13 protein-coding genes are annotated in these 16,148 nt (G+C 68.2%); 7 read left to right on the top strand and 6 right to left on the bottom strand.

The window, feature by feature from the left end; translation table 11 throughout:
* Window positions 1–126: 126 nt before the first annotated feature.
* The 3 genes from OOK40_RS05185 to OOK40_RS05175 all read right to left on the bottom strand — a co-directional run bounded on the left by OOK40_RS05185 (window position 127) and on the right by OOK40_RS05175 (window position 1,218).
* The gene (locus OOK40_RS05185; protein WP_266476876.1) at window positions 127–342 is read right to left on the bottom strand and encodes a hypothetical protein; all 216 of its coding nucleotides are present in this window, start codon (window positions 340–342) and stop codon (window positions 127–129) included.
* Window positions 343–520: 178 nt separating this feature from the next.
* Complete coding sequence (locus tag OOK40_RS05180; protein ID WP_266476875.1) at window positions 521–796, bottom strand: hypothetical protein; 276 nt, start codon at window positions 794–796, stop codon at window positions 521–523.
* Window positions 793–1,218: a hypothetical protein gene (locus OOK40_RS05175; protein WP_266476873.1), complete on the bottom strand. Its 426-nt coding sequence runs from the start codon at window positions 1,216–1,218 to the stop codon at window positions 793–795. The genes OOK40_RS05180 and OOK40_RS05175 overlap by 4 nt, the downstream gene beginning before the upstream one ends.
* A gap of 102 nt (window positions 1,219–1,320) precedes the next feature.
* Here OOK40_RS05175 and OOK40_RS05170 point away from each other — a divergent pair, with 102 nt between their 5' ends.
* The 3 genes from OOK40_RS05170 to OOK40_RS05160 all read left to right on the top strand — a co-directional run bounded on the left by OOK40_RS05170 (window position 1,321) and on the right by OOK40_RS05160 (window position 3,301).
* Window positions 1,321–2,172, top strand: a complete 852-nt coding sequence (locus OOK40_RS05170; protein WP_266476871.1) for a helix-turn-helix domain-containing protein — start codon at window positions 1,321–1,323, stop codon at window positions 2,170–2,172.
* Between the two features lie 14 nt (window positions 2,173–2,186).
* Window positions 2,187–2,744 (top strand): class IV adenylate cyclase, encoded by a 558-nt coding sequence (locus OOK40_RS05165; protein WP_266476869.1) that lies wholly within the window; start codon window positions 2,187–2,189, stop codon window positions 2,742–2,744.
* Window positions 2,745–2,857: 113 nt separating this feature from the next.
* Window positions 2,858–3,301, top strand: coding sequence for an NUDIX domain-containing protein (locus tag OOK40_RS05160; RefSeq protein WP_266476867.1), 444 nt, complete (start codon window positions 2,858–2,860; stop codon window positions 3,299–3,301).
* Window positions 3,302–3,397: 96 nt separating this feature from the next.
* Here the strand turns inward: OOK40_RS05160 and OOK40_RS05155 are convergent, their stop codons facing one another.
* On the bottom strand, window positions 3,398–4,000 hold the full coding sequence (locus OOK40_RS05155; protein ID WP_266476865.1) for a TetR/AcrR family transcriptional regulator: 603 nt from the start codon (window positions 3,998–4,000) through the stop codon (window positions 3,398–3,400).
* Window positions 4,001–4,245: 245 nt separating this feature from the next.
* Here OOK40_RS05155 and OOK40_RS05150 point away from each other — a divergent pair, with 245 nt between their 5' ends.
* The 4 genes from OOK40_RS05150 (at window position 4,246) to OOK40_RS05135 (ending at window position 13,571) form a co-directional block, all read left to right on the top strand.
* Window positions 4,246–6,444, top strand: coding sequence for an MMPL family transporter (locus OOK40_RS05150; RefSeq protein ID WP_266476863.1), 2,199 nt, complete (start codon window positions 4,246–4,248; stop codon window positions 6,442–6,444).
* A gap of 207 nt (window positions 6,445–6,651) precedes the next feature.
* Window positions 6,652–8,445: an ABC transporter ATP-binding protein gene (locus tag OOK40_RS05145; RefSeq protein ID WP_266476862.1), complete on the top strand. Its 1,794-nt coding sequence runs from the start codon at window positions 6,652–6,654 to the stop codon at window positions 8,443–8,445.
* Window positions 8,445–10,184, top strand: a complete 1,740-nt coding sequence (locus OOK40_RS05140) for an ABC transporter ATP-binding protein (RefSeq protein ID WP_266476861.1) — start codon at window positions 8,445–8,447, stop codon at window positions 10,182–10,184. Before OOK40_RS05145 ends, OOK40_RS05140 begins: the two co-directional genes overlap by 1 nt.
* Window positions 10,185–10,808: 624 nt before the next feature.
* Window positions 10,809–13,571 carry a LuxR family transcriptional regulator gene (locus OOK40_RS05135; protein WP_266476860.1) on the top strand — a complete coding sequence of 921 codons (2,763 nt, stop codon included), beginning with the start codon at window positions 10,809–10,811 and terminating at the stop codon, window positions 13,569–13,571.
* 88 nt (window positions 13,572–13,659) lie between these two features.
* Here OOK40_RS05135 and OOK40_RS05130 read toward each other — a convergent pair whose 3' ends face one another.
* Entirely contained in the window at window positions 13,660–14,832 is a 1,173-nt protein-coding gene (locus OOK40_RS05130) for a thioester reductase domain-containing protein (RefSeq protein ID WP_266476859.1), read from the bottom strand.
* A gap of 53 nt (window positions 14,833–14,885) precedes the next feature.
* Window positions 14,886–16,130 carry an aspartate aminotransferase family protein gene (locus tag OOK40_RS05125; RefSeq protein ID WP_266476858.1) on the bottom strand — a complete coding sequence of 415 codons (1,245 nt, stop codon included), beginning with the start codon at window positions 16,128–16,130 and terminating at the stop codon, window positions 14,886–14,888.
* Between the last annotated feature and the right edge of the window lie 18 nt (window positions 16,131–16,148).

The following is a 16,148-nucleotide window of genomic DNA, read 5'->3' as shown; positions in this document are numbered from 1 at the left end:
CGAGGCGCGTACGCGCGTACACGTCTCGGGGGCCGACGTGCCCCGGCCTGCCCATGACGGGGGACGAGTGGCAGACCGGGGCCGGCACCCGCTGGCGGCCAACCCCAGTCAGCCGCCTGCGGGGATCTAGCGGGAGCGTTGCCACACGGGCTCAAGCGCCCTTATGGCGTCGCGCCGTTCGCGAACCGCGGTGAAGAACTTGTCCGGGTCGCGCTCGAAAGAGTCGACCAGCTCGCGGTGCAGCTGGTGCGCCTCCGTCGAGATCTCGTATCCGCATCCGCCGCACCGATACCACTCCGAGCCGACCGGGCCCAGCCGTGCAGCGCACTGCGGACAATTCACGTTTCCTCTATCCGGGCTGGCTGGCGCCACAGGCGTAGCAGATCCACCAGCCTCCTGGGCCCTGGGTCATTCCGGCTCCGCATTTGGGACACTGCATTGTGCCTCCCTCTGTGATGGATGGGTGGTAAACCCGTCCCGGCCGGGATTCCTGGCGAGGTGCTCCGGTCGGGACGGGGGCTCAGTGCGTGCTGTCCTGCTGCTCACGGTGCAGCGGGTTACCGGGGGCGGGCACGGTCCGGAGGAAGGCCGTCGTCGTCGCCCTGAACGAGCGGTGATCGGTCTTCCGGCCCGTGTGCGTCAGCGCCCACAGCTCCGGGTCGGACTTGTCCTCGCTGGCCTGCGAACCTTCGTCGCACGTCGTGCATGTCAGCTCGAAGATCGGGCCAGACGCGCCGGGGCTGCGGTCGATGCCGAGGATCCAGTCGGCGAACTTGATGACGCTGCGCACGGTCACGATGCCCGCTCCCCTGCGATCTCACGAGGTCCGAGGGCGGCCGACACGGCTGCCTCCAGCGCGGCCCGTAGCTGCGAGGCGTCCGTCAGGCAGCGGCCCCGGGTTGGCGGCACCCGCCACTGGGGGCCAGCAGTGCGTTGAGGGCCGGGCACGGCAACGTGCGCCGTTTCGCGGAGGACTTGCACCTGTGCGGCCGGGTGGAACTCCCACGCCACTGCATGCCCTGTCGGAACCAGCCAGTAGAAGAGCCTGCCGCCGGGGTCCTCGATGACTGCTCCGGTGTCGTCTCCGAGCCGCCCCAGGACAGAGAGTCCGATGGCGCGCGGCACGCGGACGGCATCCCACCATTCGCCGGCAGGGCGCATCGAGACGACGCGTCCGGGTGGGACCCAGTCCAGGTTGTGCGCGGTTCGCTTCGTCATGCCCTCAGGATCTTGTGACGTAGCGTGTCGACTCGATACCCGAGCGGTAATCTCACCGTGGGATGACTTCCCATACCAGTTGTGGATACCGGGGGTTGCGGCATGGCGACGTCACTCGCGCCGATCGAGCTACCCGATTGGGCATGGGAGCGTGCCGAGGTCAGACAAGCGCTCCGAGGCAGGGACATCGGCGCGGTGTTCCGGCACGCGCAGCAGTACGCAGGCGTCAGCCAGTCGAAGATTGCCACCGCGATTGGCATGACGCAGGCCCGCGTCAACGAGATCATCAACGGCCGCCGTGAGGTGTCGCGCCTCGATGTGTACGAGCGGATCGCCGACGGCCTCAACATGCCCGACGATGCCCGGCATCTCCTCGGCCTTGCAGCAAGCAGAGAGAAGCGAAGCGGCGGCGCAGCCTTCGACCTTGCGGCATTCCCCGAGGTAGTCCGCGTGTACGCCGCACAGGCGTCGGCAGGCGAAGAGATCCAGCAACAGGCCCGCGATGCCCAGGAGCTCGACGTGCTCGCTGTGCGTGGCCTGGGACTGATCGGGTTGAATGACTCGCTCCTGCGGGCGTGCCTGCCCCGCGAGCAGGGCGGCCGGGGCCTGCGCGTCCGCGTACTGCTCCTCGACCCGGAGTCGGCGGCACTCACCCAACGTGCCGCGGAAATTGGGGAGTCGACTGAGTCCCTTGCCAGCGGCGTGCAGCTCGCAGAAGCGCGGCTGCGCGAGCTCGCGGATACCTGCGACGTTCAGGTCTACCGGTACGGCATGCTGCCGACCTGGCGTGTCATCCGCACGGACAGCACGATGTTCGTGGGCGCCTTCGATGCCGGGTGGGAAGGGCACGAGTCGGCGACGTACAAGGTGATGGAGACGCCACACGGGCCTCTGTACCGCGGGTTTCGGCGGATGTTCGAGGCCGTGATCGACGGGGCTGAGCGGACGGTGTGAGAGGGGAACGGCTGGTGATCGAGGCGGAGCTGAAAGCGCGCGTTCAGGCTCCCGAGATGGTGCTCAGGCTCTTGGAGGAGCGAGCGACGGGGCGGGCCGAGGTGTACCGCGATACGTACTACGACGATGCGGGCGGCGGCCTCGCAGTGAAGGATCAGGAGCTGCGGGTGCGCACGGTGCACGGGCCCGACGACACCCGCACGGTCCTGACGTTTAAGGAGGCAACCGTCGACGAGGCGTCTGGCTCGAAGCCCGAGCATGAGACGCGAGTGGCGGACGCTGCCGCGGTCCACGCCATGCTGAAGGGGCTGGGGTACGTGCCGGTGATCGCCTTCGAGAAGCGGTGCCGGAACTACGAGTTCGAGGCGCGGGGGCGGCGGATGCTTGCCACACTCGTACGCGTCCCGGAGATCGACGGCACGTTCCTAGAGCTTGAGACCCTCGTCGACGATGACGAGGTGAGCCCGGCACTGGACGACGTCCGGGCAGTCCTCGCCGAGTTGGGGATCGACGCTGAGGATCTAACGCGAGAGCTGTACACCGACGCAGTGGTGGCCACACGCTCCGCCTGACATCAGCAGCACGTGACATCTCAAAGGGGTCGGCCTCTGCATCTGTCACACACGCTCCCCGATCCCTCGGTACCGTCGGCAGTCTCACCGAACCCAACAACCCCCCAGGGACCATGAATCCGGAACCCGCACAACCCGTCGTCGACACCCACGTCATCCTCCGCGACGGCGACAAGCTGCTCTTCTCCCAGCGCGGCGGCTCCTACGGCTACGGCCGCTGGCACATGCCGTCGGGCAAGCTCGACCGGGGCGAGTCCCTGAGGGTCGGGGCCGCGCGTGAGCTGCTGGAAGAAACCGGCGTCGCAGTCGATCCGGACCGCCTGCGCATGGTGCACGTCGTGCACCATGCGCAGAGCGACACCGTGGAGCGGATCGGGTTCTTCTTCGAGGCCACCGAGTGGAGCGGTGAACCCGTCAACCGGGAGCCGGCGAAGTGCCTCGGCCTGGAGTGGTTCAGCGTTCACGAACTGCCCGAGGACATCATCGAGTACCCGAAGGAAGGGCTCCTCGGCTACCTGAAGGAAGACGGCGGCCTGACAGAGCACGGCTGGAAGTAGCTCCAGAGCCCCATGCGGAGGTCGGGCTCCGAGACCCGCAGCACGAAGCGGGACCGGGTCCGACATTCGCGTTGAAGGAACATCAGGGCCCCAGGCTCACTCGGGCTCCGGCCGCCACCCGGAGACGACCGCCCGCAGCGTGGCCTCGTAACAGTCGCCGATGTCCAGACCGGGAGGCTCGTTCCCGGACAGCTCCAGCGATACGAGCCCGTGCGCCGAGCCCCAGCAGGACAGCGCGATGACCTCCGGCGGGGCGTCGGCCTTGAACCGGCCGGCCTTCTGTCCCCGGACCACGGCGTCCACGAGCGGCTGGATGGTGTCTCCGACCTCGCTCTTGCGCTCGTCCGTCGGCTCGTACTCGACGGTGCGGTCGGCGAACAGAATCGCATACAAGTGCGGATTCGCGAGTGCGTACTCGCGATAGGCGACGCCGAGCCGAATCACATCGTTTGCGGGATCGTCGCTCGAATCGACCGTGGCCAGACGCGCGACAAAGAGCCGGGCCGCCTCCCGGTACAGACTGTCGAGCAAACCCGCCTTGTTTCCGAACAGCGAATAGACCGCCGTGGTCGAGGTCTTCACATCGGCTGCGAGCCGCCGCAGGCTCAGCGCAGCGGTGCCCCGGTCGAAGACCGTGGCGGCGGCGCGGTTGATCAGCCTGAGTCGGAGTGCTTCGTCGTAAGTCTTGAGCCTGGCCATACGTTAAATGTACCGCAACAGTGTTTTACAAGCTGGGTCGCTCTGCGTAGACACTTCCAGCCTACGCCCCTCACCGAAAATTCGCCCTGGCATTAGTGCAGGTCAGAGGCCACTTACTCGTGCTCACCCCTCAACACCGACGCCCATCCCCTCCCTGAAGGCGATTGATAACGGTGTTACTGTTGCCGTACCGTCGAGGTCAGGCAAGGCAACCTGCGCTCGCTGACGATCTAGGGAGAGACGTGATGTTCGAGGGGTTGGGGCGGTTCATTCACCGGGGGCGCAAGCCTCTGCTGATCTTCACGCTGTTGTTCGCCGTACTGTCCGGGGTCTATGGCGTCGGCGTCTTCGGCGACATGAAACCGGGCGGCTTCGAAGACCCGAAGTCGGAGAGCCGCCACGCGGCCCTCCTCGCCGAGAAGGCATTTCCTCAGCGGGCACCCGACGCGGTCGTGGTCTACCGCAACGACGACCTGACCGTGGACGATCCGGCGTTCCAGAAGGCGGTCACCGACAAGGTGAACTCGCTGCCGCGCTCGGTGGTCACCGGGTCGGCCCACTTCTGGATGACCAAGATGCCGGAGCAGGTGAGCCGGGACCGGCACGCGACCTATGTCGCGATGAACCTGCACGGCAGCGACGACAACATCAAGGAAGAGTCCTACAAGGCGGTCAAGGACAAGCTGGATCTGCAGGGCTTCAAGACCCTGCGCGGCGGCCCGGTCCCGACGGGCCATCAGGCCGGTGAGGAGATCGGCGAGGACCTCGGAGCGGCCGAGGGCTTCTCCTTCCCCGTGCTCTTCCTGCTCCTGGTGATCGTGTTCGGCGGACTCGCCGCGGCCAGCCTTCCGCTCCTCGTCGGCGGCCTGTCCATCCTGGGCTCGATGGCGGTCCTGCGGGTCATCGCACAGTTCACCGATGTCTCGGTGTTCGCGATGAGCCTTGTCACCGTCCTCGGTCTCGCGGTCGCCATCGACTACGGCCTGCTGATCGTGAGCCGCTACCGGGAGGAACTGGACCGCGGGCGCACCGGAGCCGACGCAATCTCGCGCACCGTCGCCACCGCCGGACGCACGGTGGTGGTCTCCGGAATCACCGTCGCGGTGGCGCTGTTCGGAATGACCTTCTTCCCCTTCGCCTTCCTGAAGTCCATGGCGTACGGCGGCGTGGCGGCGGTCGTTCTGTCCGTCTTCTTCTCGATCATCGCGCTGCCGGCGGCTCTGGCGGTCATGGGCCCGAAGGTCAACGCCCTGTCGCTGCGCCGCAAGAAGCGTGCGGCACAGGCACCGGCGGCTCGGACCGAGGCCGAGGGCGAAGGCGCCTGGTACAGGCTGGCCCACGTTCTGATGCGGCGTCCGGTGGCCATCACCGTGGTCACGCTGGGCGTGCTCATCGCCCTCGCGTCGCCGTTCCTGCGGATCGACTTCGGCGCCAACGACGCCCGGCAGCTGCCCAACAGCGCGGAGGGCCGCCAGGTTCACAACATGCTGGAGAAGGACTTCGACGGCGACGGCGTGAAGTCCATCGACTCGCTGCTGACCCTGGCGGGCGAGGCCACGTCCAAGGAGCAGGGCGCCGCGCTCCAGGCGTACGCCGACAAGCTCGGCAAGGTGCCCGGCGCGAAGGGCGCGCAGATCACCGGAGCCGAGGGCACGACCGCGCGGGTCTCGGTGAAGTTCGACGGGGTCGCCGTCTCCAGCCCGGCCCGGGACCTGGTGAACGATCTGCGCGAGGTGGCACCGCCGCCGGGCGCCAAGGCGTACTTCGGCGGTGAGACCGCGGTGTTCGACGACACCCTGGACGCGCTCGCCGACACGCTGCCGATGATGCTGCTCTACATCGCCGTCGCGACGTACATCCTGCTGTTCCTCGCCTTCGGTTCGGTGCTGCTGCCGCTCAAGGCGATCGCGATGAACCTGCTGTCGCTCTCGGCGACCTTCGGAATCCTGGTGTGGATCTTCCAGGACGGGCACCTCTCCGATGTGATCGGCTTCGATCCCACGGGCAACATCGAGCCCAATATGCCGATCATGCTGTTCGCGCTGATCTTCGGACTCTCCATGGACTACGAGGTGTTCCTGGTGTCCAGGATCCGGGAGCAGTACGACCTGCTGGGCGAGCCCACCGCCGCGGTGGCCACGGGACTGCAGAGCATCGGCAAGCTGATCGTCAGTGCCGCGCTGCTGATGTGCGTGCCGCTCGCGGCCATGGCGACGAGCGGTGTGCTGACCATGACGCTGTTCGGTGTGGGCATGGTCATCGCGATCCTGCTGGATGTGTTCGTGGTGCGCATCCTGCTGGTGCCGACCGTCATGAAGCTGATGGGCCGCGCCAGTTGGTGGGCTCCGGGCCCCCTGCAGAAGCTGTACTCCAAGTACGGCATCAAGGAGGGCGACGGGGTCGAGGCCCCGGAGTCCACCGAGCGTGTTCCCGTCCCGAGCTGACCGGCCGGTCTCGCTCCCGGGTCGAAGTGCCGTGCTCCTCACGGCACTTCGGCCCGGGCTCGGCCATCGGCCGTTCTCGCCGGTCATCGGTGATGTCCGGCACTACGTAACACCCCTCAACGCTTGACGCACCAAGTCGCGCGTCGGGTACAGTCATTCCATCTATTAGACACCGTCTAACGTCTAACTGAGCCTCTGGAGGACCGGATGGCCGCGGAAAAGGCCGCACTTGGCGAGATCCTTCGCCCGATCAAGGGACGGCTACGACTGGCCGTCGCCGCCCAGGCCGTTTCGGCGGTCGCCGGCGTCGTCCCCTTCATCGCCATCGCCGAACTCGGCCGGGTACTGCTCGACAACGAGCCCGACCGCAACAGCGATGCCTGGACCATCACCGCGATCGGCGCCGGCGCCCTCCTGGTGCGGCTGATCTTTCTGCTGGCATCGGGCGCCATCTCCCACTTCGCGGACAACGAACTGCAGCTGCACATCCGGCGAAGCCTCGTGGACCGGCTCGGCCGCGTCCCGCTGGGCTGGTTCTCCGCCCGTAACTCCGGCTCGGTGAAGAAGGCCGTGCAGGACGACGTGGACGCGATGCACCACATGATCGCCCACTCGGTGCTCGACATGACGGCCGCGACGGTCGTGCCGGTCACCTCGCTGGCGTATCTGTTCTGGGTCGACTGGCAGATGACCCTGGTGACGATCGCCCCGCTGGTCATCGGGCTCGGTCTGTACAGCATCACGATGGCCGGGATGGCGAGCCACCTTCCCGAGTACGACAAGGCGATGGAGCGGATCAACGGCAGCGCCGTCGAATTCGTCCAGGGCATCGCGGTCGTCAAGACCTTCGGGCAGACCCGCCGGGCGCACCAGCAGTTCGGTGCGGCGGCGGACGACTTCTCCTCGTTCTTCCTCAACTGGGTGCGCTCCACGCTCAACTCCAAGGCCGCAGCCGAGATCGTGCTGTCCCCGATCGCCGTCCTGGTGGCGGTGCTGACCGGCGGCGCGCTGTTCGTGACGAACGGCTGGATCGCCGCCGTGGATCTGCTGCCGTTCGCCCTGCTCGGGATCGGCCTCACCGCGCCGGTGCTCGCCCTGTTCTACGCGAGCTACGAACTGCGGTTCGCCAAGGGCGCGGCCGAGCGCGTCAGCGAGATCCTCGCCACCGAGGAGCTCCCGGTCTCCGACGCGCCCCGCACCCCGTCCGGGAACCACGTCAGCTACAAGGACGTGCACTTCTCCTACGACGGCAAGAAGGAAGCCGTGGCAGGTGTCGATCTGGAGCTCGTCCCGGGCACGGTCACCGCTCTGGTCGGCCCCTCGGGTTCGGGCAAGAGCACACTGGCCACTCTGCTTCCCCGGTTCGGCGACGTGACCGGCGGCTCGATCACCATCGGCGGCGTCGACATCAGGGAACTGGCCCTGGAGGATCTGTACAGCCGGGTCGCCTTCGTCTTCCAGGACGTCAAACTGACCCAGGACACGGTCGCCGAGAACATCCGGATGGCACGGCCCGACGCCGATCTGTCCGAGGTGCAGGCCGCCGCCCGCGCCGCCTGCGTCCACGATGTGATCGAGGCGCTGCCGCGCGGCTACGACTCGGTGATCGGCGAGGACGCACGGCTGTCCGGCGGCCAGGCGCAGCGCGTCTCGATCGCCCGGGCGCTGCTGGCCGACACCCCGATCATCGTCCTCGACGAGGCGGCGGCCTTCGCCGACCCGCAGTCCGAGGCCAAGGTGCAGGACGCGCTCTCCGAGCTGACCCGCGGCAAGATCGTGCTGCTGATCGCCCACCGGCTGTCGACGGTGGTCGACGCGGACGTGATCGCGGTGCTCGACGACGGAAAGATCGTCGAGCGGGGCACACACTCCGAACTGGTCGCCCGGGGCGGCAGGTTCGCGCGGATGTGGCACGCCCATGAGAAGACGGCTCAGTGGCAACCCCACCAGCCCACGTTGATCACGACCGTGAGCGCCGCTCCGGTGGGAGGGAACAGCTGATGATCCGCCAACTGCTCAATGTGGTGGGCCCCGAGCAGGGAGCTCCCGTACGCAGGATGCTCGTCGCCCTGGCGGTGGGCGCGGTGCTCCAGGGCATCGCCTTCGCCCTGCTGGTCCCGATTCTGGAGGCGTTGTTCGGCTCCGATCCCGACTCGGTCTGGCCGTGGATCTGGTCGCTGCTCGGCGTGTCCTTCCTGTACTGCGCGGTCTATTACGACAGCCTGCGCACCGGTTTCCAGGCGGGCGCGACGCTCTCCAGGACCCTGCACCACCGGATCGGTGACCAGGTGGCCTCGCTGCCGCTGGGCTGGTTCGCACCGGAGCGGGTCGGGCAGCTCGGCCAGCTCGCCACGAAGAGCGTCATGGACATCATGGGCGTGCCGGCGCATCTGCTGCGGCCCCTGGTGACCAGCTTCCTCACCCCGGCCACCGTCGTGCTGGTGATGTACGCCTTCGACTGGCGCCTCGCGCTGGCGGCCACGCTCACCGTGCCGGTGATCGTCGTGGTCTACCGGTGGAGCGCCGGTCTCAACCAGAAGGCCGACGAGGCACGGACCGCCGCACACGCCGTGACCGGCGGCCGGGTCGTCGAGTTCGCCCAGCTCCAGCCCGTTCTGCGGGTCTTCGGCCGGGGCGGCAAGGGCGCCGGAACGCGCGGGCTCGACGACGCGCTGCACACCCAGTACGAGGCGTCCCGCAAGGTCCTCGTCACCGGCGTGCCCGGTCTGATCAGCTTCGCCCTCGTTGTCCAGGCGGCGTTCACCGTCATCCTGGTGACCGGCACGTATCTGGCCCTCGACGGGGGCCTGGACGTGGCCAAGCTGCTGGCGATCCTGGTCCTGTCGGCCCGGTTCACCGAGCCGATCGCCGAGACCGCGGTGCTGGGCTCGACCCTTCGTACGGCACGCTCCGCGCTCGACCGGGTTTCCGATCTCCTCGAGCAGCCCCAGCTCCCGCAGCAGGACGACCCGCGGGTCCCGCTCGGCAACGCGATCGAGTTCGAGAACGTGTCCTTCAGCTACGACGGGACTCCGGTGCTCTCCGGGGTGTCGCTGGTCATGGAGGAGGGCACGATGACCGCGCTGGTCGGCCCCTCCGGTTCCGGCAAGACCACGGTCAGCAAGCTGATTCCGCGGTTCTGGGACGTGGACTCCGGTGTGGTGCGGGTCGGCGGCGTCGACGTGCGCGACATCGACCCCGAGGTGCTGATGTCCCGCATCTCCGTGGTGTTCCAGGATGTCTACCTCTTCGAGGGCACCATCATGGAGAACATCCGGGTGGGCCGCCCCTCGGCCACCGAGAGCGAGATTCGCGAGGTCGCCCGGCTGGCCCGGGTGGAGGAGATCGTGCAGCGGCTGCCCGACGGCTGGGACACCAAGGTCGGTGAGGGCGGCGCCCTGCTGTCGGGCGGTGAGCGCCAGCGGGTGTCGATCGCCCGCGCGATCCTCAAGGACGCTCCGATCGTGCTGCTCGACGAGGCGACCGCCTCGCTCGACCCGGAGAACCAGCAGGCGGTCCAGGAGGCACTGAGCCATCTCACCGCCCGCCGGACGCTCCTGGTCATCGCGCACAGGCTGCAGACCGTGGCCGCCGCCGACCAGATCCTGCTGCTCGACGACGGAAGGATCGCCGAGCGCGGCAGGCACGAGCAACTGATCGCCGCGGATGGCCGGTACGCCGACTTCTGGGCGGAGCGGAGCCGTGCTCAGCGCTGGCGGCTTACCCGTCAGTACTCCTGACGGATATTCAATTCAGCCACCCTGCACGGTCACTTGTCCCCGGTCCCCGACCGGGGACAAGTGGTATCCGGACGCGGGCACGAAGGAGGCACCTCCCCCCTCAGCACGGCAAACGGAACCCTCTAGCAGAATGCGTGGCCTGAAGTCCCCTCAACCGGAACGGCGTCTTGCAGGATGTCAGAATTGCCGGTCCATCTTGCCGCTCCCCTGCCGCGCAGGACCTGAATGCCGGAACCACCAGGCAATTCAACGTCTGCCGCCCCCGCCATAATCATTCAAGTCCCGCTTGCAACATGCCGGTCTATACTTGTAATCGTCCTGATGACCCACCAGGTTCGAGTGACGAAAAAGCAGCGCTGATTTTCGGCCGTCTGGGGAGCAGAGCAGTTGAAGAAGCACGTTTCTCCCTGGTTACGGGCTCCTTAATCAGCCACCACACCAAGACATCTGAGGGTTCCAGGACATTCATCAAAGGGTGCTGACATTCTTCCTGCGGGGGCTTGAGAACATATGTCAACAGATGTTGTTTTCCACTGGCCAATAACTGCACGAGATACCGAACTCGACGCCGTCGAAAGCGCCCTGGGGCGAGGCAGCGGAGCGATTCTGGTCGGCGGCTCCGGTGTGGGCAAAAGTCTGCTGCTGTCCACCGCACTGGAGCGCGCGGCCGACGAAGGCCGGACGGTCCTGTCCGTCGGCGGGGCGAGCTGGAACAGCGGCACGCGGGCCAAGGGGTTCGGATCGCTCGCCGAATGCCTGGAGTCCGTCGAACCGTCCACCCTGGACGGCGCCGCGGCCGAGCGTCCGGTCGTCGGTATCGACGACGCCCATCTGGTCGACGCCGCATCCGGCCACCGCCTCCACCGGCTCGTCGCAGCGGGCCGCCTCAGCGTGCTCGCCACCAGCCGCAAGGACGCGATCACCCCGGCCGGCATCGACAAACTCTGGGTCGACAGGCTCATCGACCACGTCGAAGTGGCTCCGTTCGACAGGGCCGCGCTGGGCGACGTCCTGCGCGCCCGTCTCGGCGGCCACACCGACACCTCCACGCTGGAGCGTCTGTGGGCAGCCACCCACGGAAACGCGCTGATGCTGCGCGAACTCATCGAGCACTCCCTCGAGGACGAGTCGCTGCGCTGCCTGAACGGGACCTGGGTCTGGCAGGGCCTGACCGAACGCCCGGGCAAGCGGCTGTCCGACGTCATACGACTCGGACTGCGGGACCTCAGTCACGACGAGAACGAACTCGTGAACATGCTCGCCGTCGCCGAGCCGCTGGAAGTCGACATCGCCGCCGCGTCGGGCCTCGCCCACGCGGCGGAGTCACTCGACCTGCGCGGCATCGTGACCGTCGAGCGCACCGGGGCCCGCGTGGACCTGCGGCTCGCCGTACCGCTGAGCCGCGTCGTGGTCGCGTCCCGGATGTCAGACCTCACCGCGCAGCGGCTGCGCCGACAGGTCGCCGACGCCCTGGAACGTACGGGCGCACGCCGGGTCGAGGACGTCCTGCGCATCGTCTCCCTGCGGATGGAGGCGGGCATCGTCCCCGAGCGGGACCAGCTCCTCGCCGCGACCCGCACCGCGATCCAACGCCGGGACTTCGCACTCGCGGAACGCCTGTGCCTGCTCGCGCTGCGCGACACCCCCTCGGAGGCCGACTCGGCGCCCTATCGCCCGGTGCCGGACTCCGTGGAGTACGGAACGGACCTGTGCCGCGTGGTGACCCGCGCGGCCCGGAGCTCCGAGCCCTCGGACTGCATCCGCGCCGCTCTGCTCCTCGGCCAGGTCCTGATCGGCAAGGGATCCCACCAGGAGGCCGAGGCGGTCCTGGCCACGGCGCTCGAATGCGGCGTCGAGGTGCCGCACGCCGAATACATCGCCGCGGTGCACACCCGGGTCATCAACCTGGCCTGGAGGCTGCGGCGGGTGCCTGACGCCGGGGCCGTACTGGCCCACGCCATCAAGGCCGTAGGCTCCGAGCAGGCCGGGGTGCTGCACGGCAGCCGCGCCATGATCGCCGTGATGTCCAACCGGCTCCAGGACGCCGTCGCCATCGGTGACACCGTGCTCAACGCCGAGACCGCGGGGCTTCCCGTCGCCCAGGCGCTGGTGCCCGTCGTGGCATTCGCACGGACCGAACTCGGGGACCCCGCGGGCGCCCTGCAGCTGCTGAACAGCTACCGGGACGTCTCGTACGACTGGGACACCGACGCGCTGGTGCTCGTCGACGCCGTCGCCGCACGCTGCTCCTACCTCGCGGGCAATCTGCAGGAGGCGGCCGACACCCTGGACGCCCCGCGCCGCTACGACTCCACCGACCGCTGGCCCGTTCTGGTACAGAGCATCATCGCCAGGTCCAGGCTGCTGCGGCTGCTGGGCCAGCCCGAGCGGGCCGTCGTACTGCTGCGGCAGGCGATCGCCTTCGAGACGGGCCACGAATGGCCGGCGACGCGGGCCTGGCCGCTGGCCCAACTGGCGGGCGCGCTCGCCGAGTCGGGCATGCACTCGGAGGCCCTGCGCACCCTCGTCGAGGCCCGCCTCGTCCAGCGCGAGGCGGTCTCGCACCCGATCGCCGAGGACGAGATCGCGCACGACCGCGCACTGGTGCTCGCCCACACCGGAGACCTCACGGGAGCCGTCGCCCAGGCCGTCGAGCTGGCCGAGGGCGCGGCGGCCTCAGGACGCACAGTCACGGCGGTGATCGCGCTGCATCTGGCGGCCCGGATCAAGGAGAGCGCCGCGTGCCGCTTCCGCAACCAGGCCCGCGAGCTCGCCTCGCAGAGCACCGGGGGCCTGGTGCGGGTGATGGCCGATCACATCCAGGCGCTCGCCGAGGCCGACGGCAATGCGCTCACCAAGGTCTCCAAGCAGTTCCGCGACATGGGAGCGCTTCCGCTCGCCGCCGAGGCCGCCGCGCAGGCGGCCCGCGCGTACCGGGCATCGGGCCAGCGCCGCAAGGGCCGTGAGGCCTGGGCGGCCTGCCAGGACATGCTCCGCGCCCGCGGTGGCGCCCTGCCGCCGTGGATGGTGAGCGAGAGCCGCGGCGAGAGCGACATCGCACCGCTGACCCCGCGGGAGCGCGAGGTCGCCGCGCTCGCGGCGACGGGTCTGTCGAACCGTGACATCGCCAACCAGCTGGTGGTCTCCGTACGCACCGTGGAGAACCATCTGCACCGCATTTACCACAAGTTGGGCATCACCGCGCGTAACAACCTCAAGCAGGGGCTGGACCAGTCGACCACGCAGTCCGACGGCACGAGCCGGACGGCATCGATGCAGCTGATCCGCTCGGCGGAGCCCGGATCTCCGGCTCCGGAGAAGAAGGACACCGACCGGCGCACGCCCCGCCAGTCCAGCCTCCGGTTCGTCGACCGGCCCGCCTCCTGAGCTCTCCTGAGGTCGCCGGCACGGTGATCCGCCGACATGAAGGTGTCCCGCGAGGTTCCTCGCGGGACACCGTTGTTTCGTCAGCGGTTCACAGGCACGGGTCCGGCAGCACGTCATGACGGACGAAGTACGCCACGTAGGCGGCGAACACCTTCTCGTCGATGCTGGGGCATTCGACCCCGGAGCCACTCAGGAACTCCCTGGTGTCGCCGTCGGCGAACTCCGCGACCTCGACCTTCTCCAGGTCCACGATCATGGCCATCAGCGGGTACATGGAGTTGTGGACGTCGGCCGAAATGCCCTTCATCCACTTGATGATGCTGACTTCCTTCAGCTCGTAACCGGAGCTGCGGATGAGGCCCAGAATCTCGTCGGAGTCCAGCGACCCGGGACTCACCTCGTGGAACGCCCTGCCGATGGACGCCGGGTCCCGGGAGATGGCGACGATGGCGGCGCTGACGTAGTCGACCGGCACCATGTTCATGTCGAGCCGGAACTTCCGCGGATACAGGCCGGCCTGTATGGATCCCTTGATGAACCGCCAGACGAAGTCGTTCGGCTGGCACGCTCCGCTGCGCGTGTCACCCCACACCTGCCCGGGGCGGTGGATGGTGGTGGGCACACCCCTGCGCCCGGCCTCGCGCACGAGCTGCTCGGCAACCCACTTGCTCTTGGTGTAGCCGAGCGACAGCTTCTCCGGCGGTCCCGTGGGATCCGCCTCGCGCCTCGGCCCGAGGGCGGCCTTCGGCTCGAAGACGCCCGTGGTCGACACGTGGTGCAGGGCGGCCTTCGCCGCGCACGCGAATCGCAGGATCTCGTGTGTTCCGTCGACCGTCGACTTGCGCAACCACTTGTACAGCGTAAGGAAGTTGACCTTGGCCGCGGAATGGTAAATGGCGCCTATCCGCCCGGCCAGTTCGGCATAGGAGGGCTCATCCATACCGAACCGGGGCTTCGTCACATCCCCGGGAACGACCCTGACCCGGTCCAGATCGACCTCGTCGATTTCGTACGTGTCCAGGTTGGCCTTCAGCCGGCCGAGTCCCGCGTCGGCGTCCGCGGCTCGCACCAGGCAGTGCACGACAAGGCCACGCGCCAGCAGTTCCTTCAGCAGAAATGCCCCGAGAAAACCGGTCGCGCCGGTGAGGAACACTTCGGATACGGTGTGCGGATCCGGAGCCGTGAAACCGGTGATGTCCTCGTGCAGAACGACATCGTCGGCGAACTCCTCGGTGACTTCTGAATGCGTGAGCGAAGTCATCAGTTATCTTCGTTCCTTCCCCGGGACATTCGTCCGGTTCGGTGCCGCGGCAGTCAGGCGCCGGCGGCGGCCTTTGCGATCGCGCCGGCGAGCAGTGACAGCGCCTCGTTCACGTCCTCGTCGGTCGCGACGATCGGCGGGAGCAGCCGCACGGTCGTCGGACGGCTGATGCAGGGTGAGACGACCAGACCGCTCTGGGCGAGTCCCGCAAGTACGTCGCCGGACAGCTCCGGCGAGCGGAAGTCGATGCCCCACAGCAGTCCACGGCCTCGCACGGCGACGACGATGTCGCTGTGCTCCTCCTGGATCCGCGCGAGTCCTTCCGCCATCGCCGCGGCGACGCGGGCGCCGTCCTCGGCGTGCTGCTCGATGGTGGCCAGGGCCACGGGAATCACCGCGGTGCCCAGCGGATGGCCGCTGAAGGTGGCGGTGTGCTTCATCGGATCGGTCAGCAGGGGCTGGAAGAGCCGGTCGTTGCCCACCGCGGCCGAGACCGGGACGACGCCGCCGCCCAGGGGCTTGCCCAGCAGTACGGCATCCACCGGCAGCCCTGCCTCCAGCGCCACGGACTTGGCGCCGCACCGCCGCAGGCCGACCTGGATCTCGTCGGAGATCACAAAGGCACCGTGCTCGTGGGCGTCGCGGCACCACTGCGCCAGGACGGTCTCGTCCAGCACCTGCACACCGTTCTCGGCCTGTACGGGCTCGAAGATGACGGCAGCGACGTCCTGTTCGCGGATGACCCGCGCGACCGCCTCGGGGTCGTCCGGGTCGACATGGACGACGCCCTGGAGCAGCGGCTCCAGGCCCGCCCTGAAGCGCTCGTTGTGGGTCAGCGCGAGGGCGCCGAGGGTCTTTCCGTGGAAGGCTCCGTCGACCGCGATGACGGTCATCCGGCCGGTGGCCATACGGGCCAGCTTGAGGGACACCTCGACGGCGTCCGCCCCGCCGCATCCGAAGAAGACCCGGTTGAGGACTCCTCCGAAGTACTCCGACAGGCTCTCCGCGGCCATCGGCGACACGGGGCTCTGGACCGTCCTGGTCGACGCCGGCATCACGTCCAGCTGGCTGCGTACGGCGTCGATGACCGCCGCGTTGCGATGGCCGAGGAGTGCGACGGCGTACGAGCCGAAGTCGAGGACGGACCGGCCGTCCGAGAGGGTCACCCGGCAGCCGTCCGCCGAGGACTCGACGGCACCCTGCCCGGAGAACTTACCGGCCACGGAAAGCGCCGGAGAGAAATGGCGCTTCACGCGCCGGAAGGTTTCCTTGGCGTCACCCGAGCGAAGGTCACTCATTGCTTCTCCTCCTAGTGG

Source organism: Streptomyces sp. NBC_01481 (assembly GCF_026339995.1).
Taxonomy (GTDB): Bacteria; Actinomycetota; Actinomycetes; order Streptomycetales; family Streptomycetaceae; genus Streptomyces.
This window is presented reverse-complemented; position numbering and strand designations above follow the sequence as displayed.

Bases quoted from the DNA above. Each gene is read 5' to 3' on its own strand.
- OOK40_RS05125 (WP_266476858.1), bottom strand. From the start codon at position 16,130: ATGAGTGACCTTCGCTCGGGTGACGCCAAGGAAACCTTCCGGCGCGTG.
- OOK40_RS05175 (WP_266476873.1), bottom strand. From the start codon at position 1,218: ATGACGAAGCGAACCGCGCACAACCTGGACTGGGTCCCACCCGGACGC.
- OOK40_RS05140 (WP_266476861.1), top strand. From the start codon at position 8,445: ATGATCCGCCAACTGCTCAATGTGGTGGGCCCCGAGCAGGGAGCTCCC.
- OOK40_RS05130 (WP_266476859.1), bottom strand. From the start codon at position 14,832: ATGACTTCGCTCACGCATTCAGAAGTCACCGAGGAGTTCGCCGACGAT.
- OOK40_RS05150 (WP_266476863.1), top strand. From the start codon at position 4,246: ATGTTCGAGGGGTTGGGGCGGTTCATTCACCGGGGGCGCAAGCCTCTG.
- OOK40_RS05160 (WP_266476867.1), top strand. From the start codon at position 2,858: ATGAATCCGGAACCCGCACAACCCGTCGTCGACACCCACGTCATCCTC.
- OOK40_RS05170 (WP_266476871.1), top strand. From the start codon at position 1,321: ATGGCGACGTCACTCGCGCCGATCGAGCTACCCGATTGGGCATGGGAG.
- OOK40_RS05145 (WP_266476862.1), top strand. From the start codon at position 6,652: ATGGCCGCGGAAAAGGCCGCACTTGGCGAGATCCTTCGCCCGATCAAG.
- OOK40_RS05155 (WP_266476865.1), bottom strand. From the start codon at position 4,000: ATGGCCAGGCTCAAGACTTACGACGAAGCACTCCGACTCAGGCTGATC.